Origin of the sequence: Mesorhizobium sp. J428, from assembly GCF_024699925.1 — a bacterium.
GTDB lineage: Bacteria > Pseudomonadota > Alphaproteobacteria > Rhizobiales > Rhizobiaceae > Mesorhizobium_A.
Genome location: NZ_JAJOMX010000001.1, coordinates 4,100,168 through 4,124,078, shown reverse-complemented (window position 1 = coordinate 4,124,078; position 23,911 = coordinate 4,100,168). Strand labels below are relative to the sequence as shown.

Annotated in this window: 24 protein-coding genes and 2 pseudogenes; 13 read left to right on the top strand and 13 right to left on the bottom strand. The window is 64.3% G+C overall.

Annotation, left to right across the window (positions count from 1 at the left end):
- Nucleotides 1–215 precede the first annotated feature (215 nt).
- From LRS09_RS20685 to LRS09_RS20660, 6 genes are all read right to left on the bottom strand, one after another.
- Nucleotides 216–1,103: a transglutaminase family protein gene (locus LRS09_RS20685; protein ID WP_257810275.1), complete on the bottom strand. Its 888-nt coding sequence runs from the start codon at nucleotides 1,101–1,103 to the stop codon at nucleotides 216–218.
- A gap of 11 nt (nucleotides 1,104–1,114) precedes the next feature.
- Complete coding sequence (locus LRS09_RS20680; protein ID WP_257808769.1) at nucleotides 1,115–1,378, bottom strand: DUF1488 domain-containing protein; 264 nt, start codon at nucleotides 1,376–1,378, stop codon at nucleotides 1,115–1,117.
- The gene (locus LRS09_RS20675) at nucleotides 1,375–1,710 is read right to left on the bottom strand and encodes a hypothetical protein (RefSeq protein WP_257808767.1); all 336 of its coding nucleotides are present in this window, start codon (nucleotides 1,708–1,710) and stop codon (nucleotides 1,375–1,377) included. The genes LRS09_RS20680 and LRS09_RS20675 overlap by 4 nt, the downstream gene beginning before the upstream one ends.
- On the bottom strand, nucleotides 1,707–1,949 hold the full coding sequence (locus tag LRS09_RS20670) for a hypothetical protein (RefSeq protein WP_257808766.1): 243 nt from the start codon (nucleotides 1,947–1,949) through the stop codon (nucleotides 1,707–1,709). The genes LRS09_RS20675 and LRS09_RS20670 overlap by 4 nt, the downstream gene beginning before the upstream one ends.
- A 171-nt stretch (nucleotides 1,950–2,120) precedes the next feature.
- Entirely contained in the window at nucleotides 2,121–2,423 is a 303-nt protein-coding gene (locus LRS09_RS20665) for a hypothetical protein (RefSeq protein WP_374684866.1), read from the bottom strand.
- Nucleotides 2,420–2,683, bottom strand: coding sequence for a hypothetical protein (locus LRS09_RS20660; protein ID WP_257808765.1), 264 nt, complete (start codon nucleotides 2,681–2,683; stop codon nucleotides 2,420–2,422). Before LRS09_RS20660 ends, LRS09_RS20665 begins: the two co-directional genes overlap by 4 nt.
- 497 nt (nucleotides 2,684–3,180) lie before the next feature.
- Here LRS09_RS20660 and LRS09_RS20655 point away from each other — a divergent pair, with 497 nt between their 5' ends.
- From LRS09_RS20655 to LRS09_RS20640, 4 genes are all read left to right on the top strand, one after another.
- Nucleotides 3,181–3,498, top strand: coding sequence for a co-chaperone GroES (locus LRS09_RS20655; RefSeq protein WP_257808764.1), 318 nt, complete (start codon nucleotides 3,181–3,183; stop codon nucleotides 3,496–3,498).
- Between the two features lie 41 nt (nucleotides 3,499–3,539).
- The gene (gene groL, locus LRS09_RS20650; protein ID WP_257808763.1) at nucleotides 3,540–5,168 is read left to right on the top strand and encodes a chaperonin GroEL; all 1,629 of its coding nucleotides are present in this window, start codon (nucleotides 3,540–3,542) and stop codon (nucleotides 5,166–5,168) included.
- Nucleotides 5,169–5,242: 74 nt separating this feature from the next.
- Nucleotides 5,243–5,635 carry a hypothetical protein gene (locus tag LRS09_RS20645; protein WP_257808762.1) on the top strand — a complete coding sequence of 131 codons (393 nt, stop codon included), beginning with the start codon at nucleotides 5,243–5,245 and terminating at the stop codon, nucleotides 5,633–5,635.
- Nucleotides 5,636–5,702: 67 nt separating this feature from the next.
- Nucleotides 5,703–5,870, top strand: coding sequence for a hypothetical protein (locus tag LRS09_RS20640; RefSeq protein WP_257808761.1), 168 nt, complete (start codon nucleotides 5,703–5,705; stop codon nucleotides 5,868–5,870).
- 332 nt (nucleotides 5,871–6,202) lie between these two features.
- On the opposite strand, the gene LRS09_RS20635 is transcribed toward LRS09_RS20640, so the two are convergent.
- From LRS09_RS20635 to LRS09_RS20625, 3 genes are read right to left on the bottom strand one after another with little or no spacing between them, the layout of a single operon-like run.
- Nucleotides 6,203–7,537 carry a sigma-54 dependent transcriptional regulator gene (locus LRS09_RS20635; RefSeq protein WP_308240322.1) on the bottom strand — a complete coding sequence of 445 codons (1,335 nt, stop codon included), beginning with the start codon at nucleotides 7,535–7,537 and terminating at the stop codon, nucleotides 6,203–6,205.
- The gene (locus LRS09_RS20630) at nucleotides 7,515–8,978 is read right to left on the bottom strand and encodes a sensor histidine kinase (RefSeq protein WP_257808760.1); all 1,464 of its coding nucleotides are present in this window, start codon (nucleotides 8,976–8,978) and stop codon (nucleotides 7,515–7,517) included. Before LRS09_RS20630 ends, LRS09_RS20635 begins: the two co-directional genes overlap by 23 nt.
- Nucleotides 8,975–9,697: a PhnD/SsuA/transferrin family substrate-binding protein gene (locus tag LRS09_RS20625; RefSeq protein ID WP_308240363.1), complete on the bottom strand. Its 723-nt coding sequence runs from the start codon at nucleotides 9,695–9,697 to the stop codon at nucleotides 8,975–8,977. Before LRS09_RS20625 ends, LRS09_RS20630 begins: the two co-directional genes overlap by 4 nt.
- Nucleotides 9,698–10,110: 413 nt before the next feature.
- Here LRS09_RS20625 and LRS09_RS20620 point away from each other — a divergent pair, with 413 nt between their 5' ends.
- The 5 genes and pseudogenes from LRS09_RS20620 (at nucleotide 10,111) to LRS09_RS20600 (ending at nucleotide 14,828) form a co-directional block, all read left to right on the top strand.
- Nucleotides 10,111–10,635 carry an arsenate reductase (azurin) small subunit gene (locus LRS09_RS20620; RefSeq protein ID WP_257808759.1) on the top strand — a complete coding sequence of 175 codons (525 nt, stop codon included), beginning with the start codon at nucleotides 10,111–10,113 and terminating at the stop codon, nucleotides 10,633–10,635.
- 11 nt (nucleotides 10,636–10,646) lie between these two features.
- Nucleotides 10,647–13,113 (top strand): annotated as a pseudogene (locus tag LRS09_RS20615) (arsenate reductase (azurin) large subunit).
- A 68-nt stretch (nucleotides 13,114–13,181) separates the two neighbouring features.
- On the top strand, nucleotides 13,182–13,565 hold the full coding sequence (locus LRS09_RS20610; RefSeq protein ID WP_374684865.1) for a cytochrome c family protein: 384 nt from the start codon (nucleotides 13,182–13,184) through the stop codon (nucleotides 13,563–13,565).
- A 125-nt stretch (nucleotides 13,566–13,690) separates the two neighbouring features.
- Nucleotides 13,691–14,188: a hypothetical protein gene (locus tag LRS09_RS20605; protein WP_257808758.1), complete on the top strand. Its 498-nt coding sequence runs from the start codon at nucleotides 13,691–13,693 to the stop codon at nucleotides 14,186–14,188.
- Nucleotides 14,163–14,828: a molybdopterin-binding protein gene (locus LRS09_RS20600; RefSeq protein ID WP_257808757.1), complete on the top strand. Its 666-nt coding sequence runs from the start codon at nucleotides 14,163–14,165 to the stop codon at nucleotides 14,826–14,828. The genes LRS09_RS20605 and LRS09_RS20600 overlap by 26 nt, the downstream gene beginning before the upstream one ends.
- Before the next feature lie 38 nt (nucleotides 14,829–14,866).
- Here LRS09_RS20600 and LRS09_RS20595 read toward each other — a convergent pair whose 3' ends face one another.
- Nucleotides 14,867–15,781, bottom strand: a complete 915-nt coding sequence (locus LRS09_RS20595) for a DMT family transporter (RefSeq protein WP_257808756.1) — start codon at nucleotides 15,779–15,781, stop codon at nucleotides 14,867–14,869.
- 275 nt (nucleotides 15,782–16,056) lie between these two features.
- Between LRS09_RS20595 and arsH the strand changes: the two genes are divergently transcribed.
- Nucleotides 16,057–16,788 (top strand): arsenical resistance protein ArsH, encoded by a 732-nt coding sequence (arsH, locus tag LRS09_RS20590; RefSeq protein WP_257808755.1) that lies wholly within the window; start codon nucleotides 16,057–16,059, stop codon nucleotides 16,786–16,788.
- Here the strand turns inward: arsH and LRS09_RS20585 are convergent.
- Nucleotides 16,725–17,204 (bottom strand): OsmC family protein, encoded by a 480-nt coding sequence (locus LRS09_RS20585; RefSeq protein WP_257808754.1) that lies wholly within the window; start codon nucleotides 17,202–17,204, stop codon nucleotides 16,725–16,727. The genes arsH and LRS09_RS20585 overlap by 64 nt on opposite strands.
- A 163-nt stretch (nucleotides 17,205–17,367) precedes the next feature.
- Between LRS09_RS20585 and LRS09_RS20580 the strand changes: the two genes are divergently transcribed.
- Nucleotides 17,368–17,700, top strand: a complete 333-nt coding sequence (locus tag LRS09_RS20580) for a helix-turn-helix transcriptional regulator (protein WP_257808753.1) — start codon at nucleotides 17,368–17,370, stop codon at nucleotides 17,698–17,700.
- Between the two features lie 296 nt (nucleotides 17,701–17,996).
- On the opposite strand, the gene LRS09_RS20575 is transcribed toward LRS09_RS20580, so the two are convergent.
- The gene (locus LRS09_RS20575; RefSeq protein WP_257808752.1) at nucleotides 17,997–19,076 is read right to left on the bottom strand and encodes an ATP-binding protein; all 1,080 of its coding nucleotides are present in this window, start codon (nucleotides 19,074–19,076) and stop codon (nucleotides 17,997–17,999) included.
- Between the two features lie 345 nt (nucleotides 19,077–19,421).
- Nucleotides 19,422–20,149, bottom strand: a pseudogene (locus tag LRS09_RS20570) (response regulator).
- Between the two features lie 327 nt (nucleotides 20,150–20,476).
- Between LRS09_RS20570 and LRS09_RS20565 the strand changes: the two are divergent.
- On the top strand, nucleotides 20,477–20,938 hold the full coding sequence (locus tag LRS09_RS20565) for a (2Fe-2S)-binding protein (protein ID WP_257808751.1): 462 nt from the start codon (nucleotides 20,477–20,479) through the stop codon (nucleotides 20,936–20,938).
- 11 nt (nucleotides 20,939–20,949) lie between these two features.
- On the top strand, nucleotides 20,950–23,262 hold the full coding sequence (locus LRS09_RS20560) for a molybdopterin cofactor-binding domain-containing protein (protein WP_257808750.1): 2,313 nt from the start codon (nucleotides 20,950–20,952) through the stop codon (nucleotides 23,260–23,262).
- The last annotated feature ends 649 nt before the right edge of the window (nucleotides 23,263–23,911 follow it).

Here is a 23,911-nt window from a genome sequence, read left to right as displayed (position 1 = left end):
ATCCGACGCGGCGCAGACCGCCGCTTAGTCGCGCGATGCTTAACCTACCTGCCTGTCGCGGGGCGGGTTGTTGCCGGTCCGCTTCTGGCTGCGGGGAAATCCGTCATTCAACGCTCTTGGCGCTCGCACGGGAGGCGCGTGACGTCAACCACGGTCAGCGCGCCATGGTCGGTGCCTGACTGAAGCGGGTTGTCTTTTGAAAGGCCTGCGGCGCTTCAGGTATGCTTTGCGGTGTCGCCTGTAACCAGGGTGTCCGGTCGCGCATCGCCCGGCCGGGAATGTCCCTGCACCGGTTGCAAGCCCGTTACCTCATAGGTCCATACCCTGAATGCCTTGAGAACATGCGGGCCGAATGAGTTGACAAGCGGTATGTCGGTCGCGTCGCGGCCGCGCGACACGACGATCCGGCCGATACGGGGCACGTTGTTGCGGGGATCGAAGGTGTGCCATTCGCCATCGAGGAACACTTCCATCCACGCGCTGAAGTCCATCGGGTCGACGACCGGGACGCCGATATCGCCGAGATGACCGTTGACGTAGCGCGCGGGGATGTTGAGGCATCGGCAAAAGGTCACTGCCAGATGCGCGAAGTCGCGACAGACGCCGACGCGTTCGTTGAAGGTCTCGAAAGCCGTGCGTGTCGACCTCGCCTGCATGTAGTCGAAGCGGATGTGGTCATGGACAAAGTCGCAGATCGCCTGCACGCGCCCCCAACCGGCGGGGATTGTGCCGAACAGATCCCAGGCGATCTGGCTGAGACGGTCAGTCTCGCAGTAGCGGCTTCCCATCAGGTAGACGAGGCAACCGTCCGGCAGCTCCGGGACCGCGAGTTCGCGTGCGTCTGGCACCACCCTGTCCAGCTGTCCGTCGTCCCAGATCGTCGCATCGCCCCACATGGTCAGGTCGCCGGCAGGCGCGACCAGCCTCCGGCAGCGGTTGCCGAACAGATCGCGGTAGGTCGAAATGGGAACATCGGGTGTCGTGAACGTCGTCTCCGGCACCCTGATGTCGGCCGCGCGATCTTCGTGCACGGATAGCAGGCACACCAGCGCGGTTGGCTGCTGGCAGGTCAACGTGATCTCGTAGCCGTAGCGGATCAGCATCGAATGATGCCTCATCGGAAATCGATGGCAGTAAGCGTGTAGGAGGCGCGTCGGCCATTGGAATAGGCCTCGCGCGCGACGTCCTGGATCGAACTGCGCGCTGAGTCGAAAGCGGCAAGGAAATCACTCTCTGACCGGGGCGTCCTTCCGGACTGTGCGAGCGCGGTGGTCTCGACAAAGAACGGCACTTCGAACATGCCGTCATGGCCGATAAAGCGAACAGCGTTGCGCACCTCGTCGAAGCTGCGGCTCGGGTTGGGAAATTCGAGGGTCACCGTTGGCATTCCTCTGCTGTATGTGATGCGGTCCGGATGACGGACATCAGGCTGCCTCCATCTCGGCGGCGCGATTGGTTGCGGCGATTGAGCGACAGCATGCCGTCGGTTGCCGCCTTTCGGCTCAGGCCGACCATCGCGATGCCGCCGATACGCGCCGGGACGCCAGTGAAGACATGATAGACGGTCCAGGACCGATCCATTTCGACCCGCCGGCCATAGTGATGGTCCAAGGAATCACGGCACTGCGCGCCGCCCTCGTTTTCCCATACGTCGATGGCGAAGGCTGCGGCATCTTGCTGCCGCTCGGCGTCGTTGTCGTGGGCATTCATGATCGTTGTCTTTCTTCATCGGATGCGTCGGCCTCGACCGCGCCGGCATAGAGCACCGCGCCGGCCGCATCGGTGATCGTCATCGCGTCGGGTCGTTGCGGCATGTCGAGCGTTTCCGAAAGTCGTCGCGCGACTTCCACGGCATCGTCGAGGTCGGCCGCTTCCGTGGTCTCGCGACCGACCACGGCGTGCGCATCATCCACATCCCGGGTGCGATAGAATTCGACCACGACGTGCATCGTCATCCTTCCTCGCCCGCAGGAGCATCTTGAACTCAGTTTCTACCCTTGCCGCCAGGTCCATTGGCATTTGCGGCAACCTTGACCTGGCTCCCGAAGCTGCTTTCCGGCTTGGACGGAGCCTTCTCCTGCTTCGGCTTTCTGATCTCGCGACTGCTTCGCTTCTGACCCTTAGCCATCTCCGAACGTCCTTTCGATGAGCGTTGCGCCGCCGCCGGATTGCGACATGTCGACCGGCTCGAGGCTGTCTTGCGTTGTCACCCGCTCATGACGCTCGTCATCGTTGCGGATGCGATACTGGAGCGAATCTCCTCGCGGCGGCAATGTGCCGGTGATGCGGTAGATTTCTGCATGTTGAGGCAGCCTGCCAAATCCGCCTCGCAACCGGACAGCCTGACCGATCGTGAAGAGATGGGTAGGAGACTCGTGTCGGGCGCGGCGGGCTGTTGGCCGGCTGGAGCTCGTCGATATCATGACCTCTGGTGATCCTTTTCAAGTGCGGCGTCGAGAACGGCAGGATCGATCGGCGCCATCTGATGTGTGTGGCCATCGATGCCGATGGCCGGCAGGTGAATAAAGGCGCCTACACGTCTCCAGGCGAGGCGGGAGGATATCTCCAGCAGTTCTTCATCGTGGTCCACACGATAGTCGCCGGCGGGCTGCGGGGCGTTGAAACCGGCCAGCATGAAGGGTGCGGAGAATCGGACGACGGTTTGCGTCGTGCGCATTGTCATGGGTCGATACCTCCGCGAAAAGGGCGCGAACGCGCCTCCCGCATCATCCCATTCGAACCGGAACGAACCTCCGTGCTGCCAGTACATCCGTGGTCAGCCGCGGGATTCATTCCCATGTTCGAACAGAGCGATATGCGCGCCGGATCGGCGCTAAATGCATTCGCTATCGAGAATTCGGTGGTGAATGGCGGGTCGTAGTCTCTGACACCGCGAAGCCAAATCGGCCAAATCAACGAGATTCATATATGGACTAAGATCGCGCCTCCTGCAAGGCGATCAGCATTTTTATTTATTTCTGCGCATGCAGCAAAATAAATCTCCGGAAAAATATTTCTGAAATCCGATCGAATTTCCTTTTGACGAGGATGGGTGCGACAGCCTGATTGATCAATATTCTTAGGCCTTCGAAATAATTCTGGCACTCCTATCATTCGAGTGCCAAAGCCGCTATGTATCTGAAGCGGTCGCCCTATGCGCCGACCCCAGAAAGAATTCTCATGAAATTCCGGCCCCTCCATGACCGCGTCGTCCTGCGACGTGCGGACGGCGAACTCAAATCCAAAGGCGGGATCATCATCCCCGACACCGCGAAGGAAAAGCCGCAGGAAGGCATGGTGATCGCCGTCGGCCCGGGCTCCCGTGACGAAAGCGGCCAGTTGGTTCCCCTCGACGTCAAGGTGGGCGACCTGATCCTGTTCGGCAAGTGGTCCGGCGCCGAGGTCAAGCTCGACGGCGAGGAACTCCTGATCGTGAAGGAGTCCGACATCATGGGCATCGTCGAGAAGACCGAAGCGGCCACCAGCAAGGCCGCCTGAGCGGCCTATACCCGATCTCAAGACCGAACTGGACGAACATCATGTCTGCCAAGGAAATCAAATTCGCCGGCGAAGCCCGCGACCGCATGTTGCGCGGCGTCGAACTGCTGAACAATGCGGTCAAGGTGACGCTCGGGCCGAAGGGACGCAACGTCGTCATCGACAAGGCCTATGGCGCACCGCGCATCACCAAGGACGGCGTCACCGTCGCCAAGGAGATCGAGCTTGCCGACAAGTTCGAGAACATGGGCGCACAGATGGTGCGCGAGGTGGCATCCAAGACGAACGACCTCGCCGGCGACGGAACCACCACTGCAACGGTGCTCGCGGCCTCGATCCTGCGAGAGGGTGCCAAGCTTGTCGCCGCCGGGATGAACCCGATGGACCTGAAACGCGGCATCGACATTGGCGTCGCGGCCGTCGTCAAGGAGATCCAGTCACGCGCCAGGAAGGTCAAGTCGTCGGCTGAGATCGCGCAGGTCGGCACGATCGCCGCCAATGGCGACGGGACCATCGGCGAGATGATTGCGAGGGCGATGGACAAGGTCGGCAATGAGGGTGTGATCACCGTCGAGGAAGCCAAAACGGCCGAGACCGAACTCGACGTGGTCGAGGGCATGCAGTTCGATCGTGGCTACCTCTCTCCCTACTTCGTCACCAATGCCGAGAAGATGCGCGTGGAACTGGATGATCCTTACATCCTCATCCACGAGAAGAAGCTCGGCAATCTGCAGGCCATGCTGCCGATTCTGGAAGCCGTGGTGCAAGGCGGAAAGCCGCTGCTGATCATTTCCGAAGACGTCGAGGGCGAGGCGCTGGCCACGCTGGTCGTCAACAAGCTGCGCGGCGGTCTCAAAGTTGCGGCGGTCAAGGCTCCCGGTTTCGGCGATCGCCGCAAGGCCATGCTGGAAGACATCGCCGTGCTGACTGCCGGCCAGCTGATTGCCGAAGACCTCGGCATCAAGCTCGAAAACGTCACGCTCGATATGCTCGGCCGTGCCAGGCGCGTCGTCATCGAGAAGGATACGACGACGATCATCGACGGTTCCGGCGACAAGACCGGGATCGCTGCGCGCATCGCTCAGATCAAGGCGCAGATCGAGGAGACCACCTCGGACTACGACAAGGAAAAGCTGCAGGAGCGGCTGGCGAAACTCGCCGGCGGCATCGCGGTCATCCGCGTCGGCGGCGTGACCGAGGCCGAGGTCAAGGAGAAGAAGGACCGTATCGACGACGCGCTGAACGCCACGCGCGCGGCTGTCGAGGAAGGCATCGTGCCGGGCGGGGGCGTGGCGCTGCTGCGCGCCAGGACCGTGCTGACCTCGCTGACGGGCGCCAACGCCGACGTGACCGCCGGCATCTCAATCGTGCTCAGAGCGCTGGAGGCTCCGGTCCGGCAGATCGCCGAGAACGCCGGCGTGGAGGGCTCGATCGTCGTCGGCAGGCTGACCGACAGCAAGGACCGCAACCAGGGCTTCGACGCCCAGACCGAAACCTATGTCGACATGATCAAGGCCGGCATCGTCGATCCGGCAAAGGTCGTCAGAACCGCACTTCAGGACGCCGGCTCGATCGCCTCCCTGCTGATCACCGCCGAAGCGATGATCGCCGACATTCCCGCGAAAGATTCCGCGCCCGCCGCCGGGAATGGCGGCATGGGCGGATACTGAGAACAGTGCCTGAACCGTTCGGCCGGCGCGGCCGGACGAAGCAATCCTCACCACAATCTGGAAGGAAGATCTCCATGGCCACGCAAAGCACCACAAAACCATCCCTCTCCCGCCGATGGGAAGACTACCAGCCTTCGAAGACCGTTCTGGTCTGGGCATGTATCGCGGCGATGATCGCCACGATTGTCGTCGGGTTCAGCTGGGGCGGCTGGGTCACCGGCGGCACCTCGCAAACCATGGCGAAAGCGGCCGGTGACACGGCCCGCGGAGAGCTGGCATCCGCCATATGCGTTGAACGGTTCAACGCGGCACCGGATTCCGCGGCGAAACTCGCCGAGTTCAAGGTGATCACTGACATCTACAAGAAGCGGCAGTTCGTCGAAGCCGGTGGCTGGGCGACGATGCCCGGACAGACCACGCCTGACAGGCGCGGTGCCGAAGCCTGCGCCACCGCCCTGTCGGCATAGAAACACCTATCTCGGCGGCGCTCGGCTTCACGCCCGAGCGCTCCCGCGAAGGGAAAGGATTTCAGTCATGATCTCGTTTGAGAAGAAGCCGAATCCGCAGCAACCGCCTGAGCAAGTCGACGACAATCGCTTCGAGCAGATCAGGAAGGCAGCGGCTGAACGGCACCGCAAGTCGGACACCGACGGCACACGTCGCCGCGACCGCCAGAAGGCCGAGGACAACAGATTGGTCTGAGGTGCATATCGAGCTCGGAAAGGCAGGCGCCGATGCGATATCGCGATCGAATGAAGGCAGAACCGTCCCTCTGGCTCCTGATGTTACTGGTCGGTGGAGTTGCTGCAACGATCGTCTACATGGTTCTGACCAGCATTAACTATTGACTGAGGTGCAGGCCAGCCTCACCGATCCACGCCGACATTGGGATGACGGATGGGCATGGGGATGCGATCAGCATATCTCCGGTATCCAGCCGCCCGCCCAGCTCACGTTACTGATCGTAGAGGCGCGGCCGGTCCGTTTTCGGCCCCGATCCAGCCTTCAATTCGGCGCTCAGTGTGGGAGCGAGCCTAGCCTCTAACCCCCAGCCGCGTCATCTTCTCCCACAGCGTCGAGCGGCCGATGCCGAGCAGTTCTGCAGCCTTGATGACCTGGCCATCGGTCTGTTCGAGCGCCCGCTCGATCTGCCGGCGCTCTGCCGCGTCGCGGACGTCGGCCAGCGGGAGGAAACCTGGTCTGGCCTGCTTTCCCGGACGATCCGGAAAGAGATCGCCCGGCATGATCCATTCCGACGCCGTCAGTGCCACGGCGCGGTCGACGCGGTTGCGCAGCTCGCGAACGTTGCCCGGCCACGGGTGTGAAAGCGCTGCTTCTTCTGTCAAGGCGCTGAAGCCGCGGATGCGGGCGTCGGAGCGAGCGGCGGCATTTTCAAGAAAGCGGTCGAGCAGCCAAACGATGTCCTCCGGCCGCTGCCTGAGCGGCGGGATGTCGACCGGAAGCACGGCGAGCCGGAAGTAGAGGTCCTCGCGGAAGCCGGATGCCTGGCCAGGCGCCAGGGCGCGATGCGTGGCCGCGACGATCCGGGCGCGAAAGGGGACGGCTGCCTCGCCGCCGAGGCGGGTGAAGGATTCGCTCTCGATCAGGCGCAGGAGCTTGGCCTGAAGTGCTGGCGGCATGTCGCCGATCTCGTCGAGGAAGAGCGTGCCGCCCCGAGCGCGCTCGGCGTAGCCGAGATGCCTCTGGTGTGCGCCGGTGAAGGAACCCTTCTCGTGGCCAAACAGCTCGCTTTCCAAGAGATCGGCGGGGATCGCGGCGCAGTTCACCGCGACGAAGGGCTGCTCCGCGCGGGCCGAGACCTGATGCAGGAGCCGCGCCGCGACCTCCTTGCCGGATCCGGTCTCACCGGTGATCAGCACCGGCAGGTCATGCGCAGCGTAGCGATGAATGAGGTCTTCGGCGTGCTGGATCGCCGGCGACTGCCCAAGCACGTATTCCCTCAGCCGTATGCCGGAGCGCGTGCTCCGCCGGCCAGTGGCGATCCGCTTCAGGAAATCGTCCATGGCGAACGGCTTGGTCATGAAGTCGACCGCTCCGGAGCGCATGAGGCGGACGGCCTGGTCGATCTCGGCAAAGCCCGTGACGAACAGGAACGGAGGCGCGTTCGGCTGCCGAGTCATTTGCTCGAACACCGCCTCGCCGGACATGTCCGGCAGTCGTATGTCGCAGATCACGAGGTCGAGGGAGCCGGCGAGGCGGCCCAGTCCCGCGACAGCCTCGCCCCCGGTCTGCCACCAGGTGACGTCCCAGCCTTCAAGCTCCAGTCGCTGGACGATGGAACCGCCCATGACGGGATCGTCCTCGACCAGTCCGACGTGGGCGCGTTCAGGCAGCATGGCTGCGTTCATTCCGTGTTTCCTCCGGGATCGGCAGAATCAGGGTCACGACCGACCCTCCCGATGGTCTTGGATCGACGCTGGCCTTTCCTCCGCAGGCGTCGACCATGCGGCGGACCATCCATAGACCCAGTCCTCGTCCGGCACGCACCGCAGGTCCGGGATCGTCATCGCTCAGCATTGCGATCGAATCCCTTGGCATGCCCGGACCTTCGTCGGAGACCGAAATCTTCAGCCGTTCCGTCGTCCGATCGACGCCCAGGCCGATTGTGCCGCCCTCGGGTGTAGCGGCGCTGGCGTTGAGCAGCAGGTTCAGGACCGCCTGCCGCACCGGGCCGCCGGGGATCGTCGCGGCGACCTCGGCCGGCCAGTCGACCCGCCAGTCCAGCCTCTGCCGGCGTCGGCGCAGCTCAGGCTTCATGAGCACCCTGACGTCCTCCAGATCGTCGGCGCTGAGCGGCCGGGCGGATCGTTCGGGCCGATAGGTCGCGAGTGCCGCCTCGACGACCTCGCGGATACCGTTCAGCCCGCGTTCGATCAGGCTGATCGACGTGTCGCGCACGCCCGGCGTCCGCCCATGCGTCTTCAGCGTGTCGATGGCGTTGAACAGCCCGCCGAGCGGGTTGTTGATTTCGTGCGCCATGCCGGAGGCGAGGCGTCCGAGGCTCGCCAGCTTCTCCTCCTCGGCCAATTGCATCGCAAAATTGGCGCGTTCCCGTTCGGCATGCACCAGCGCGTTATAGCCATTGAAGAGGCTCGCGACCTCGCCACCGCGCGACGGAAACTCGCGCGACGAGATGGGCTCGGCAACGCCGTTGGCGGCCGCGCGCATGTGATCCTCCAGAACCCGCATCGGCTCGATCATGCGGCGGACCAGCAGGAAGCCGCCGAGCGAGAAGATGGCGGCGAGGACGCCGTTGGTGACAAGTAGCGTCGCCAGGATCTCGCGGCGCTCGGCGAAGATATGAGAGGCATCGAAGGCGGTGTGGATCGCACCGATCTTCTGGCCCTGATAGACGAGGTCGCGGAAGGCGAAGCCGGTGTCCGCCTCGCGGTCGAAGGTCACGGTGTGCGCGCCGTAGCGCGACGCATAGGCCTCCGGAAGCGCCGAGAAGGACGGGATGCGGGTCGGGTCCGTGGCTGCGATTACCTTGCCGTCGGCACCCGTGACGACTGCCTCGATCGGCGACAGCGCCTGGTAGGATTTCTGGGAACGGTCGAGCGCGTCGAAGACTTCCCAGACGTCGCCACGCAGAACGGCCGGCAGAATGGCAGCGGTCAATCCGTCGAGATAGCTGCCGGCAAGACCATCGATGAAGGCTTCTTGCGTGCGGGACAGGCGGTCGAGCACCCGCTCCGAGATCACCGCGCTGATCGCCACCATCAGGAGTGCCACCAGGATGGGCACGCGGTACGAGACCGGAATGGCGCGGAAGCGACCGAAGAACCTCATCCGAACCGCCTCACAGTATCGACCTTGGCGGCAATCGTGTCGAAGAGCGCCGGCTCGGCAGCGACGAAGCCGTCGAGCCGCAGCAGCGCCAGGACCTTGCGGCCCTCCTCGTGACGGTCCATCGCCGTCAGCGCAGCCTTGAGACGGGCGATCCGCGGGTCGCCGGCAAGCGCCCTGGGCGAGGCCACGGGCGGAAAGCCGAGCCATTCGGACCGGCGCACGATCCGCGTCTGGTTAACGAGGTCCGGCTCCATCTCGCGCGTCACGTCCCAGACATAACCGTCGACGCTGCCGGACTGGGCAAGCCCCGACGCGACTGCGCGGATCACGTTACGGTGGCCGTAGGTGTAGAAGGTGCGGGCGAAGAAGCCTTCCGGTTTCAACCCGTTCTCGGCCAGAAGCGCGCGGGTCACGAGGAAGCCGGAATTGGAGTCCGGGTCGGAAAAGGCGTGGATGTCGCCCTTCAAGTCTTCCCATCGGTCGACAGGCCTGTCGGCGGCGGCGATCAGGTAGGACTGGTAGAGCGGCTTGCCATGCCAGGACGGCGCGGCAACGAGATCAAGATCCGACTTGAACTGGACATAGGGATAGCCGCAGATCCACGCCGCATGGAGCTGGCCCGCGACGAGCAGCGCCGTGATCTCCTGATAGGTCCGTCGGCTGACCAGTTCAACCGGCTCGCCGATCGCCTCGGTCAGGTAGGCGCGAAGGAGTGCCAGCAGTTCGAGGTCGTTTGACAGAAAGACCGGCGTCAGACCGAACTTGAACCCGTCCTGAGCGGTGGCACGGGGCGGCGCAAGTGCAAGAGAAAGCGCGGCGCTGCCGATCAGTGCAAACGCCGATCGACGGTTGAATACCTGGCTCGTGGCTGGGTACGTACGAACAAGAACTCCATCCTCCCTGAGCCGACAGACTAACGCTCCAGGGCATCGAAATCGACCGGAATCCTACACTTCTGGGCTACGTCCGGGTTTCCGGACCAACGGCGGCGCAGCATGTCCGGAAATCCGGACGCGACCAATTCGCGCCTGCCGTAAGACGCTGGATTTGGAGGGTGCCGGCCCGTTTCCCGCGACTGGCACCCTCCTTGCACCATCCCAACCGTACCCAGTCGCGAACCAGGGAGGATGGGATGGATAGGTGCAACAAATTGGTCGATGTCGGTCGCCGACAGTTTCTTCGCGGCGGCGCGCTTGCGGCCGCGGCCACGGCGACGTCAGTGGCTCTTCCGGCAGCGCCGGCAAGGGCCCAGGTGGCGCTCGCGCGTCTCGACTATCCGTCGAACCGCCTCGGCAACGTCGCCGACCTCAAGCCGAACGAGCCGTTCGACGTGACATATCCGGACGAGAACGCGCCGGGCGTGCTCCTGAAGCTCGGCACGTCGGTCGAAGGTGGCGCAGGCCCCGACGGTGACATCGTCGGCTTTTCCACCATCTGCCCGCACAAGGGCTTCCCGCTCAACTACGTCGCCGCTGACCGGACGCTGAACTGCCCCGGCCACTACTCCCGCTTCGATTGCGAGGCGGGCGGACAGCAGATCTGGGGCCAGGCCACGCAGAACCTGCCGCAATACGCGCTGAGGGTGGACGAGAAGGGCGACATCTACGCCGAGGGCGTCGACGAGCTTCTCTACGGCCGCCTGTCGAACGTGCTCTGAGGGAGGAAACCATGGCTTACAAGCGACATATCGATCGCCTGCCGATCATCCCGGCGGATGCGAAGAAGCACAATGTGACCTGCCACTACTGCATCGTCGGCTGCGGCTACCATGCGTACATGGCCGGTGAACAAGCAGGGCGGCATCGACGCCGCCGCCAACGCCTTCGGCGTGAACCTCGCCGAGCAGCAGCCGGCCGACACCGACGCCTGGTATGCGCCGTCGATGTACAACGTCGTGAAGCAGGACGGGAAGGACGTCCATCTCGTCATCAAGCCGGACCACGGCTGCGTGGTGAATTCCGGCCTCGGCTCCGTGCGCGGCGCGCGTATGGCCGAGAACCGCCGCTCCGACAAGACCGGCACCCAGCAGCAGCGGCTGACCGAGCCGATGGTCTGGCGCTACGGCACCTGGCAGCCGACCAGTTGGAACGACGCGCTCGACCTCGTCGCGCGCGTCACCGCCCGGGTCATCGACAAGGACGACGAGAACGACCTGTTCGTCTCGATGTTCGACCATGGCGGATCGGCCGGCGGCTACGAGAACACCTGGGGCACGGGCAAGCTCTATTTCGGATCGATGAAGGTCAAGAACTGCCGAATCCACAACCGTCCGGCCTACAATTCCGAGGTCCACTCCACCCGCGACATGGGCGTCGACGAACTGAACTACGCCTACGAGGACTACACGCTGACCGACACGATCATGCTGGTGGGAACCAACCCGCTCGAATGCCAGACCAACCTGTTCTTGAACCACATGGTGCCGGGGATGCGGAACGGCGCAAAGGTGATCATCGTCGATCCGCGCCGCACCGTGACGGCAAACGCCTGCGAAGTGGAGGCGGGCGCGGAGAACGTGCTGCATCTGGCGATCAAGACCGGCACGGACCTGGCGCTGTTCAACACGCTCTTCACCTACATCGCCGACCAGGGCTGGGTGGACAAGGACTTCATCGCCGCCTCGACTTTGCAGGGCGACATTGCGGTTCCGCAGGACGAACAGCATCCGGCGGCGCTCGGCTCGTTCGAGATGGCGCGGGCCAAGGGCAAGATGTCACTGGCCGAGGGTGCGTCGATCACCGGGCTTGCAGAAGCCGACATCGTCAAAGCAGCCGAGTGGATCGCGAAACCGAAGGAAGACGGCTCACGCCGCAAGTGCGCCACGGGCTACGAGAAGGGCATCATCTGGGGCAACGACAACTATCGCGTCATCGGCGCTCTGGTGAACATCGGCCTGGCGACCGGCAACATCGGCCGCGAGGGCGGTGGCGTCTGCCGCCTGGGCGGCCACCAGGAAGGCTACTTCCGTCCCTCGGACGCGCATGTCGGGCGGCCCGCGCCCTATATCGACCAGCTGATCATCGCCGGGCACGGCAAGGTGCATCACATCTGGGCCAACGATCACTATAAGACGACGCTCAACGCGACCGAGTTCAAGCGCGAATACAATCGCCGGACCAACATGGTGAAGGACGCCATGGACGCTCATGCGGGCGCGACGCGGGAAGAACTCGTCGAGGCGATCGTCGGCGCGATCAACGCGGGCGGGCTGTTCTCGGTCAACGTGGACATCATCCACAGCCAGATCGGCCAAGCCGCTCACGTCATCCTGCCGGCGGTCGAATCCGGCGAGATGAACCTGACCTCCATGAACGGCGAGCGCCGGATGCGCCTCGTCGAGAAATACATGGACGGCCCGGGCAACTCTAAGCCGGACTGCCTGATCGCGGCGGGCCTCGCACAGAACCTGGAGCGGGTGCTGCGGGAGGATGGCCGCGACGCCTATGCCGACCAGTTCAAGGGTTATGACTGGAAGACCGAGGAAGACGCCTTCATGGACGGCTATCACTCCGGCAATCCGGAAGTGACCTACGACCGGCTGCGCGCCATGGGCAACAACGGAGTGCAGGAGCCGGTGGTCGGCTTCGAGAACGGCCAACTTGTCGGCACCAAGCGCCTCTACACCGACGGGAAGTTCACCCGCCACGGCCGCGAGGATGGCAAGGCGCTGTTCTGCGGCGGCGAGTGGCGCGGGCTGCAGGCGCCCGGCAAGGCCTACCAGAGGGACAACTACGCGTTCCTCATCAACAACGGCCGCGCCAACGTCATCTGGCAGAACTGGTTCCTGGATAAGGCCAACGACTTCGTCTCCGACCGCTTCCCGATCCCGTATATCGAGATAAACCCGGAGGACATGGCCGAACTCGGGGTCAAGGCCGGCGACCTGGTCGAGGTCTTCAACGACGTCGGCGCGACGCAGGCGCTGGTCTATCCGACGCCGACCGCGCGGCGGAAGGAGACCTTCATGGTATTCGGCGCGCCTAACGGCGCCCAGGGCAACATCGTCAATGCGGGGACGAACGAGCTGATCCTGCCGAACTACAAGCATACCTGGGCCAACATCCGAAAAATCTCGGATGCGCCGGCCTCGGCGGCGGACCTGTCGTTCAAGTCCATGGAATACAGCGCGGGCTGACCGCCGCGCCTTGCGCCGCCGGGCCACGCCAGCCCGGCGGCGTCGTCAGCATCAGACCGGAGTGCATCGTGAAATCATTGACCGCCAAAACCGTGGCGACGGGAGCTTTTGTCCTCGTCGCAACCATGGCTTACGCCCAGGACATCGAGGCCGGTAAGGCCGCCTTCAGGAAGTGCGTCGCCTGCCACGCAACCGATACGACGACCAACAAGGTCGGCCCGCATCTCGGCGATGTGATCGGCCGGACAGCCGGCACCGTCGAAGGCTTCAACTACTCGAAGGCCATGAAGGACGCTGGCGCCGCCGGTCTCGTCTGGGACGATGCGCACCTGACCGAATATCTTGTCGCGCCGAAGGCCAAGGTTCCGGGCACGAAGATGGCATTCGCCGGCATCAAGAAGCCGGACGAACTCGCCAACCTCGTCGCCTATCTCAAGACCCTGCCGGAGTGACCATGACAGTGTCTGCCCTTGCTCTTCCGGATCATTGCGAAGCCGGCGCGACCGGGGCGGTCATTCCCGTCGACATCGCCGCGGCCAAGGCGATCGCTACGGCGGTTCCGGTGGCGGAAACAGAAATGCTCGACCTGCTCGCCGCGATCGGACGTGTGACCGCTTCGGATGTACGCGCGAGCCGGGACCTTCCGCCGTTCGATGCCTCCGCGATGGACGGGTACGCGGTGATGTCGAACAGCTTCGCGGGACAGGGGCCGTGGCGGCTCGAGGTGACGGGGCGCATTGCGGCGGGCGACAAGCCCACGCAATCCTTCGAAAGCTCGGTCCGCATCCTGACCGGGGCGCCGGTCCCGCACGGTTTCGACACCGTCGTCATGCAGGAGAAATGCCGTCTCGACGGCGACGCCATCGTCATCGACCAGAAGCCGCGTACAGGCCAGAATGTGCGGATCACCGGAGAAGACGTGCGCCGGGGCGAGCTCCTGCTGAATGCCGGTATCACGCTGAAACCGCAGCACCTCGCACTCCTCGCCGGTCAGGGAATGGCCGCGATCGACGTTCGCCGGAAGGTCCGCATCGGACTGATCTCGACCGGTGCCCGAACTGCGCGAGCCGGGTGAGCTGCTTCATCCCGGCCAGATCTTCAACTCGAACCGCGCGATGCTGCGCGCCAGCCTCGATGCGTGCCGCTGGGCCGAGGTGCTCGACTTCGGCATCGTGCCCGATACGCGCGCCGCGATCGCCGCAACTCTGGCCGACGCAGCCGCGCGATGCGACGCAATCATCACCACGGGCGGCGTGTCCGCCGGAGAGGAAGACCACGTCACCTGGGCTGTCGGCTCCAGCGGCGGCATGCTCGACGTGATGAAAGTCGCCATGCGGCCCGGCAAGCCGGTGAAGGTGGGACGGCTGGGTCCGGCGCTATTCCTAGGGCTCCCCGGCAACCCGAATGCCACGCTCGTCACCTTCCGCATGATCGCACTGCCGGCCCTGCGCAGACTGGCGGGCCTGTCGAACACCGCGCCGATATGGGCGCAGGCGGTTGCCGATTTCACTTACGAGAAGCGTCCCGACCGCACCGAGTTCGTGCCGGTGCGCCTCGCCGCCGCAGGGTCCGATGGATTGCCGCGCCTGACCATGCTCGGCCGCGGCTCGTCCGCTAGCCTGCGGGCAATTTCTCAATCCGACGGGATCGTGCTTCTGCCGCCCGGCGTGAACCGTGTCGAGCCCGGAATGCGGGTCGCGTTCGAAGCCATCTGAGTCGATCAGAATTACATCTGACGGCAGCAGAACGGCGGCTAAGTGGTCCCGGGCTGGCGTGCATCTGTACGGGTCAGCCTTACGAGTTCGAAGACGGACACGAGGATGACCGCCGCGCCTACCCACTGGATCGATGTCAGTCTTTCGCCGAGAAACAGGAATGCGAAGGTGACGCCGAATACGGGGATTGCGTTGAAATAGCTCCCCGCGACCGCCGCAGGAACCGACCGGAGCGCCGCGATGTAGAGCCAGTAAGCCGCGGCGTAGTACAGGAGGCCAGACAGCGCCGCTACCGCCGCACGCTCGAGCGGCACGTCAGCGATATCCGCCAAACTGCCGTAGGACGTGCCCGCAACCAACAGCGCGGCCGCCCATGTCAGTCCAGCCGTCTGCTGCACCGCCACGATATACAGCGAGTCCGCCGCCTCGCTAAGCTTCCGGGAGAAGACCGTGTAGAACGCGCAGCACAGAATACCGGAAAGCAGGAGCAGGACCCCGGCGGGGTCGTTGCCTTGGAAGCCTCCCAGTGCATCTGCAACCAGGAGAACGCCGAACATGCCGGCGAGCATCACCCCCAACAGGCGCGGCGTGACCGGCTCCCGCAGAAAGATCGCGGCAAGGCCCAGGATCATCAACGGTTCGGCAGCCCATAGCAGCGTGGAGACGCTCGCCGATATGTGGGCCAGTCCCATCAGGCTGAGTGTGTAGGAAATGCCGGGATTGAGGAGGCCGAGCAGAACCAGCGGCAGGATAACGGATTTCGGAGCGGCCTTTCGACTGGAGAGGCCGAAGGTCAACCAGAGAACGATCGCGCTTGGCGCAAGCTGCAAGACCAGCAGCGGCACGGGAGGGATCGAAGCGAGAAGCGCCTTATTGAGGACGGTTGCGCCGCCCCAGAGGGCGCAGGCGAGAATGAGCAAGGCGGCAGGAGGCAGACGCAGGGATGTGCGCATGAGACGGAACTCCAGAAGTGGTTACGGGCGGGAGGAAACAGGTCAGCCGTGGCGGCTGTCGCACCCATCCGCATCGCAGCGGTCGTAACCGGGTCTTCTGGGAGGTCGGGACATGGCCTTGTAATGCTTATGAGACACGGAAGCCTATCATTCCCCAGCGACGGGCGAAAGGAATTTCGATGATGGCCGAAATATCCTTGACGCCGAGCGACTGGTTTCAATATTTCTAATTTCTTCGAAATAAAGTCGCATTGCAGGGATTCAAATAGGACGACATGACCGAAGCAGCCGAGCCCATCGTCTCATGCCCCAATCTCGACGAGGCACAGTTCCAGGCCATCGACCCCGGGGCCTTGTTCGACGCGCCCCGATCGTTACATCCGGCGCGAATCTTGATGCTGTACGGGTCGCTGCGCGAGCGCTCCTATTCGCGGCTGGCGACAGAGGAAGGGGCGCGGATCCTGCGGCGGCTGGGCGCCGAGGTGCGCATCTTCAATCCGGCGGGCTTGCCACTTCCAGACTCGGTCCCGGCGGATCACCCGAAGGTCAAGGAACTGCGCGAATTGTCGACATGGTCGGAGGGACAGGTCTGGTGCTCGCCGGAGCGGCACGGTTCGATGACCGGGATCATGAAGGCGCAGATTGACTGGCTTCCGCTGTCGCTCGGTGGCGTGCGGCCGACGCAGGGGCGGACGCTTGCGGTGATGCAGGTCTGCGGGGGCTCTCAGAGCTTCAATGCGGTCAATCAGCTCCGTGTGCTGGGCCGTTGGATGCGCATGGTCACCATCCCCAACCAGTCCTCGGTGGCCAAGGCCTTCAACGAGTTCGATGCCGAGGGGCGGATGAAGCCGTCGCCCTACTACAACCGCATCGTCGACGTGATGGAGGAACTGATGAAGTTCACGCTCCTTCTGCGCGACCGATCGGACTACCTGACCGATCGCTACTCGGAGCGCGTGGAAAGCGCGGAGGAAGTGTCGAAGCGGGTGAACCAGCAGTCGATCTGAAGCGCGGGCAGTTCAGCCCTTTCGGACCATCCGGCCGGACAGACTGGCTGCGGCGGAACCGTGTTGAAGATCGTGCCGTATTTCCGGACATTGATGTGCAGCAGTTCGATACGACGGTCGTCTTCATCGGTATCGACGACGATCTCGTAGTCCATTTCGGACATTCGCGGCGGGGCGTCCTGGCGCATCCCGTGCAGGCGCACCTCGACACCCCGGAAATGGAACTTAAGCACAGGCGCCGCGCGCTCGATCCCCTTGATCATGCAAGCCGCCAGCGATGCCAGCAGCATTTCGGCCGGATTGAAGGCATCGCGACGGTCGTTCACGTCCGTGTCGAGCCGCACCTCGGCGTCCTTGCAACGCGCCATGCTTCCATGCGCATCCACGCGTTTCGCTTCGACCCGGTATTCCAGCATCGCATCGACTCCAAATGATCCCCTCCCCCATATCCTCTTCGGCGCAAGCGCGTGCTGATCGAGATCAAAATGAGCGAGAGTTTCAGGCATCCTTGGTCAATCGAATTTCGAGATTCATCGAAATTCGATTGACCGTCGGCTTCGGAATGATTACGCTCCTCGCATGAAGCTCGAACAGGCAGCATCGCAACTCGAAGCGCTCGGCAACCCCACACGCCTGAACATCTACCGAATCCTTGTGCGCGCAGGCGACGAGGGACTGCCGGTCGGCAGCATCCAGGAGAGGCTCGGAATCCCGGCGTCCACGCTTTCGCATCACTGCAAGCGGCTGATCGAGACGGGGCTGGTGAGCCAGGAGCGGCATGCGACAACGCTCATCTGTCGCGCCGAGTATCCGTCGATGCAGGCTCTGATCGGCTACCTCGCGGACGAATGCTGCGCGGACGGAAGCTGTCCGCCAGAGCCGGCACGCCGAAAGATGACAGAACGCGCATAGCTCGGCGCCGAGGTGACCGGGATCGCACGGCAGGGACACGACCTGATGTCGACTGACGGTCGCGCCGACGCGCCCTTCGTCGTGCGCTATCGCGATGCTGAGGCCGTACACCGCCTTCTGGCGCGATTATCGATGCGCCGGGAACCTGGTCGCGGTGGAATCCGATAGGCGCGGAGGGGTCGAGAAAGTCGATCGCATTGTCGTCGCGACCGGTTTCCGCCCCGACTTCTCCTTTCGGCGCGAATTGCACCTCGGCCTCGATCCCCCGTCGAGGCGACACCGGCGCTGCCGTCAAGTCATCCTGGCAATACAACCATGGCCCGAAGTCCGGGCGCGCGTGGTGAGAGAATGATGTCGCCGCCATGCTGACGGGCGATCGCGCGGGCGATTGAGAGACCGAGCCCGCTGCCCCCGGTCTCGCGCGAACGTGAGCCTTCCAGGCGGAAGAAGGGTGCGAAGACGTCTTCGATGCTGTCGATCGGGATGCCCGGACCGTCATCCTCCACGAGGATCTTTACACTGGCCGCCTCGGCAGCGAGGCTGACATCGGCGCCTCCGGCATACCGCACCGCGTTCTCGATCAGGTTTCGGATCACGCGCCTCAAACCGTCGGGACGGCAGCGATAGGTGATCCGCTCGCCGGGCTTGAAGCGCACAGGCTGGCCTATGTCTGCCAGGTCGTCGCAGACGCTCTCCACGAGAGCGGCCAGGTCGATCGTGCGGGTGGGCTCGGCGCTGGTCTCCTGGCGCGCCAAGGCGAGCGCCGACTCCGTCAATGCCTGCATTTCCTCGATCGTGTCGAGCATCCGCTCCTGGAGTTCGGTGTCTTCGATGAGTTCGGCGCGCAACCGCATGGTCGTCAACGGCGTGCGCAGGTCGTGGCCGATGGCAGCGAGCATTCTCGTCTGGTCGGCAACGAAGCGATGAATGCGCTCCTGCATACCGTTGAAGGCGATCGTCGTGCGACGAATGTCTTCAGGCCCGCGCTCGACCAGCGGCGAGACGGCTTCGCCACGGCCCAGTGTCTCTGCGGCCTGCGTGAGCTGACGCAGCGGGCTTGCGATCCGACGAACCGTCAAGAACCCCGCGAGAGCGACGAGGATTGCCGTCAGTGTCAGCGACAAGGGCAGGTGCGTGCGCCAGACCGAGGGCGAGATGTTCTTGTAGAACGCGGCGTTGAGAACCCGACCATCCGCCAGCGGGACGATCACCCCGGCGCCGTTCAGCTTGGCGAAGTCGAGATATCTGGCCATGACCGGCAGTTCGCCCTGATCCTGCGCCGGCATCGTCCATGTCGCGCCGGAGAGGAAGTATTGCGGGTCCATGCCCCGCCGGAAGATGGCTCTCGTCTGCGGCGCTGACAGCGGTGGCTTCATCGGTGGCCGTCAGCAGCTTCGCCAGCGGGATTTCGAATTGGACGAACGCCTGCCGGACCCAGTCCTCCAGCGTCACCGGGCGCCCATCGGACACCCAGAAGCGAGAGGTCTCGGTACTGCTGATGCGTATGAGGTCTTGGCGTAGGTCTGGCGGCGCCGTCTCGACAAGCCGGGATACCGCAGCCGCTCGACTGCTGATTTCGGCGCGCGCGGATGCGCGAAGATCGGCCTGCAGATAGTCCCACAAGATGGCAAGGCTGATCGCCTGGGAGGCAAACAGCGCGATGAGCATCCATGAAAGGAGCTGCACCATGAGGCTCTTCTGCCAGAGCGCCAGCAGCGGCTTCATTCCGCGTAGACCTCCGGTATGAAACTGTAGCCGCCGCCGCGATGAGTCTGGATGATCGTCGGGTTCTTCGGATCGATCTCGACCTTGCGTCGCAGGCGACTGATCTGGTTGTCGATCGACCGGTCGAACGGTTCGGCCTCTCGACCGACGGTGAGGTCGAGCAGCTGGTCGCGGCTGAGAACCATGCCGGGGTGGTCGACGAAGACCTTGAGCAACCGGAATTCCGCCGTTGACAGGGGAACGCCGATCCCGTCGTCGCTCTGCAATTCGCGCCGGGCCAGGCTGAGCACCCAGCGCTCGAAGCGCACGGAACCCATACGTCGCGCCGCACGCTGCGGCGGCAGGCTGTTGACGCGCCGCAGGACGGCCTTGATCCGCGCCAGGAGTTCGCGCGAGGAGAACGGCTTGATGAGATAATCGTCGGCCCCGAGTTCGAGCCCGATAACACGATCAGTCTCCTCCGTCCGGGCGGTGAGGAAGATGATGGGAATGGCCGGCCCGGACCGGGCGCGTAGATCGCGGCAAAGTGTGAGGCCGTCCTCGCCGGGCATCATGATGTCGAGAACGACCAGATCGGGGGCGCCCCTTTCGAGTAGCCGCCGAAGCGCGGTGCCGTTCTCCGCCGTGCTGACGCGATAGCCTTGCTGCTGCAGGTAGCTTTCCCGACGAGGTCGCGGATTTCGCGGTGGTCGTCGACGACGGCAATGTGGGGCACACGCTCCATGGCAGATCTCGAAGGCTAAAACATGCCCTCTTATAACGCCGTCTGTGCGCTGCGGCTCGGGCGAAAGTGTATCCGTTTGTAACCGGATCGGCGCGTTCTCAGGCCGCGACCATCCACTCCGATACACATCGATACACTCCGCGACATGTCAGGCACAGCGGTGCGACGCGCCGCCGATAGCTTCAGCCTGGAAACACGGGGTTCCACAGACTATCCGGCGGGCCGTCGCCGGATATCGACCTCCACCCTCTGCTTCCGGAACGCGACGCGCGGCAGCGCGCGCCTTGTCGCCTCGTCTTTGAACACGCGTCGCCGTCAGGAGCCGTCATGGTCGCCTTTATCGTCAACAACACGCCCGCCGATGTGTCGGTCGACGCGGACAAGCCACTTCTGTGGGTGCTTCGCGAAGACCTCGAGATCCTGGGTCCCAAATATGGCTGCGGCATCGCCCAGTGCGGCGCTTGCCGGGTGCTGATCGACGGTGTCTCGACGCCCTCCTGCATCGTGCCCGTCGGCGATGTCGAAGGCGCATCCGTCGTCACCGTCGAAGGTCTCGCCGACGCGCAGGGTAACCTTTCCGTCGTCCAGCAAGCGTGGATCGAGGAACAGGTGCCGCAATGCGGCTTCTGCCAGCCGGGTTTCCTGGTCGCGGCGACAGACCTGCTCCGACAGAACCCCGATCCCTCCGACGACGAGATCGACGCCGCCATCACCAACATTTGCCGCTGCGGGACGTATCCGCGCATCCGCCGCGCCATCCACCGCGCAGCCGCACTCGCGCGCGAATAGAGGAGCAGACCATGCCAAGGATCCTATCCCGACGCGCCTTCCTCATGACGGGCGCCGCGCTGGGCGGCACGGCGCTCGTTGCCGCCGTTGGCGGTGTCGGGTTCCTGTCCACGGTCGACGTCGACGGTCTGCGCGGCGGCTCTGTCGATGGCGAGCGGGCGAGCCTGAACGCCTTCGTCGTCCTCTATTCGGACGGCAGCGTCGTCATCAACGTGCCCCGCACCGAGATGGGCCAGGGGATCCACACCGGCCTAGCCATGGTCGTGGCCGAGGAGATGGATTTGCCGTTCGACGACCGCATCAGGGTCGAGTTTCCCACCGAGGCCCATCCAGCCTATTCCGCCTGGTTCAACGTCCTGCAGGTCCGCCCCGAAGAAGCCGCCGGCCCCGTCGTCTGGCTGGGGCGGCGCGTGCTTGGACAGATGGGTTTCATCGCCACCGGCGCTTCCGGCTCGACAATGGGTCTCTGGCACCCGATGCGGGTTGCCGGCGCTGCGGCGCGCGCGATGCTGGTGACAGCGGCCGCTCTCCGACTGAACGCGCCGGAGAGCGAACTGTCCACGCGCGAAGGCGCGGTCCATCATGAGGCGACCGGGCGTCGCATCGCCTATGGCGACCTTGCGCAGGCTGCCGCGCAGCTGTCGCCGCCGGCCGCTCCCGAGCTCAAGCCTCGGTCCGAATGGCGGATCATCGGTCGCCCGCAGCAGCGCGTCGACATTCCGGCGAAGGTGCGCGGAGAGCCCGTCTTCGGCATGGATGTCGTGCTTCCGGACATGCTGCATGCCTCGATGCGCCATGCGCCGGTCTTCGGCGCGCAGGTCGTGCGGATCGGGAACGAGGCTGCAGTGCGCGCCGCGCCGGGCATCGTCGACGTGGCCGTGATCGACAACCGACACGTCGCAGTCGTTGCCGCATCCTGGTGGCAGGCCGAACAGGCCGCCTGGCTTCTCGATGTCGAGTGGACGCAGACGGAGGCCGATGACGAGAACAGCACAACCCTGTCGGAACGCCTTCAGGCGGCGCTGTCGTCCGAGACCGCCTATGGCCACATCGACGATGGCGATGCGCCATCCGCGCTTTCGGCGGCCGGCGCTTCGGTGATTGAAGCCGACTATCGCGTTCCCTTCGTCACTCACGCCTGCATGGAATCGATGAACGCCACCGCGATCCTGCGCGATGGCGCAACGGCAGAGGTCTGGGCGCCGTCGCAGAACCGGGTGACCATGCGATCAGGGGTTGGCCGGGGCATGGGTTGGGCAGGCGTGAGCCCTCGTGACGTCACCTTGCACATCACCATGAATGGCGGTGCCTTCGGGCGGCGCAGCGACCAGGACGTGATTGCGGAGGCCTGCTTCCTTGCCGCCCGCCACGCGGGCCGCGCGGTCAAGGTGATGTGGTCGCGCGAGGAGGATATCGGACGCGGCCTTTACCGCAGCCAGGCTGCGGCTCGCCTGCGCATGGCGCTAGGCCCCAACGGGCTGCCGATCGCCTACGACGCGCTCGTTGCCTCGCAGTCCATCTTCAACTCCATGGGCAGCCGCAACATGCCGTTCACGCCTGGACCGGACGGCGACTACCTCACCATCGAGGGCCTCGACAAGCTTCACTACTCTATGCCTAACCGACGCACCCGCAGCCAGCACGTGCCCACGCACCTGCCGATCCACTTCTGGCGCTCCAACGGCTTCTCGTTCAACACCTTCTTCACCGAAAGTTTCATCGATGAATGCGCGCTGGCGGCCGGTGCCGATCCGCTTGCCTATCGTCGCGCCATGCTGCGCGAGAGCCCGCGCCATCTGGCGGTCCTCGATCGTGTCGCGGAGCTGGCGGGTTGGGGAGGTCCGATGGCGCCGGGGCGCGGGCGCGGCATCGCGATCGAGGAGTGCTATCGCAGCGTCGTTGCCCAGATCGCCGAGGTCACCGTCGCCGACGACGGGGAACTGCGTGTCGACCGGATTTTCTGCGCAATCGACGCGGGCCTGATCATCAACCCCGATCAGGTGGTCGCTCAGATCGAGGGTGGCGCGCTGTACGGCGTCACCAGTGCCCTGATGAGCGAGATCACCGTGCAGAACGGCGCGGTGATGGAAACTAATTTCCACGACTTCCCGATCCAGCGCCTCGCCAACGCGCCCGAGGTGACGGTCGCCATCGTCGAGAGCGACGAGCCGCCCTGCGGCGTCGGCGAGCCGGGCGTCGTGCCGGCCGCCGCAGCCGTCGCCAATGCAATCTTTGCCGCCACCGGGCGACGCCTGCGATCGCTGCCGCTGGCGGTCACCGAGACGATCGGCGAGCGGCGGACAAGGACGGTCCTGCCGGCCTGACGCGAGGGTCTGACCCGGGACGAACGCCGTTGCCAGAAGGAACACATCGTGAAGAAGGCAGGGAAGGACATCCCTTCGCAGCGTGGAAGGAGCGCGATCGTGAGGCCATGCGCTACCTCCACAGCGTCGTCGCGACGCTGTTCCCGAAACTCTTCCCGCGTCAGTTCCGAGGATATCGTGACGCCTTACACAGACAATATCCTGACACTCCCGCGCTGCCAGCGACGGCCCGTCCTCGCAAATCAGCGGTGAACGGCTTTCGGACCTGTCGGCTCTTCCGTATCGACGCGCTGCAGAGGACCGGCTAAGGTCACCGCTTCCAAGCCTGACTGGCCCTGCTTCCGACAGGAAGACACCTAGGTGAACTGTTCGAATTGGTTGGCCGTCGTCGAAGCGGCAAGAGCAGGAAAAAGGGAACCCTTATCGGAGGAAGGAACCGCCCCTCCCGAGAATTCAGCGCGGAGCTACCTCGCCCCTCCCTGCCTACCTGAACTCGGGCGGCTTCCGATCGCGGCCATCTTCATCGTTCGGCGCTCGAGATAAAAAGTCCCGACATTATGCGGCGCCCAATCCGTTCGTGCGGAGAGGCTTCGTGCCAAGCCTCGAATACCTGCGAAAAGGTGGAATCGCGGCACTTCACTCGCCTTCC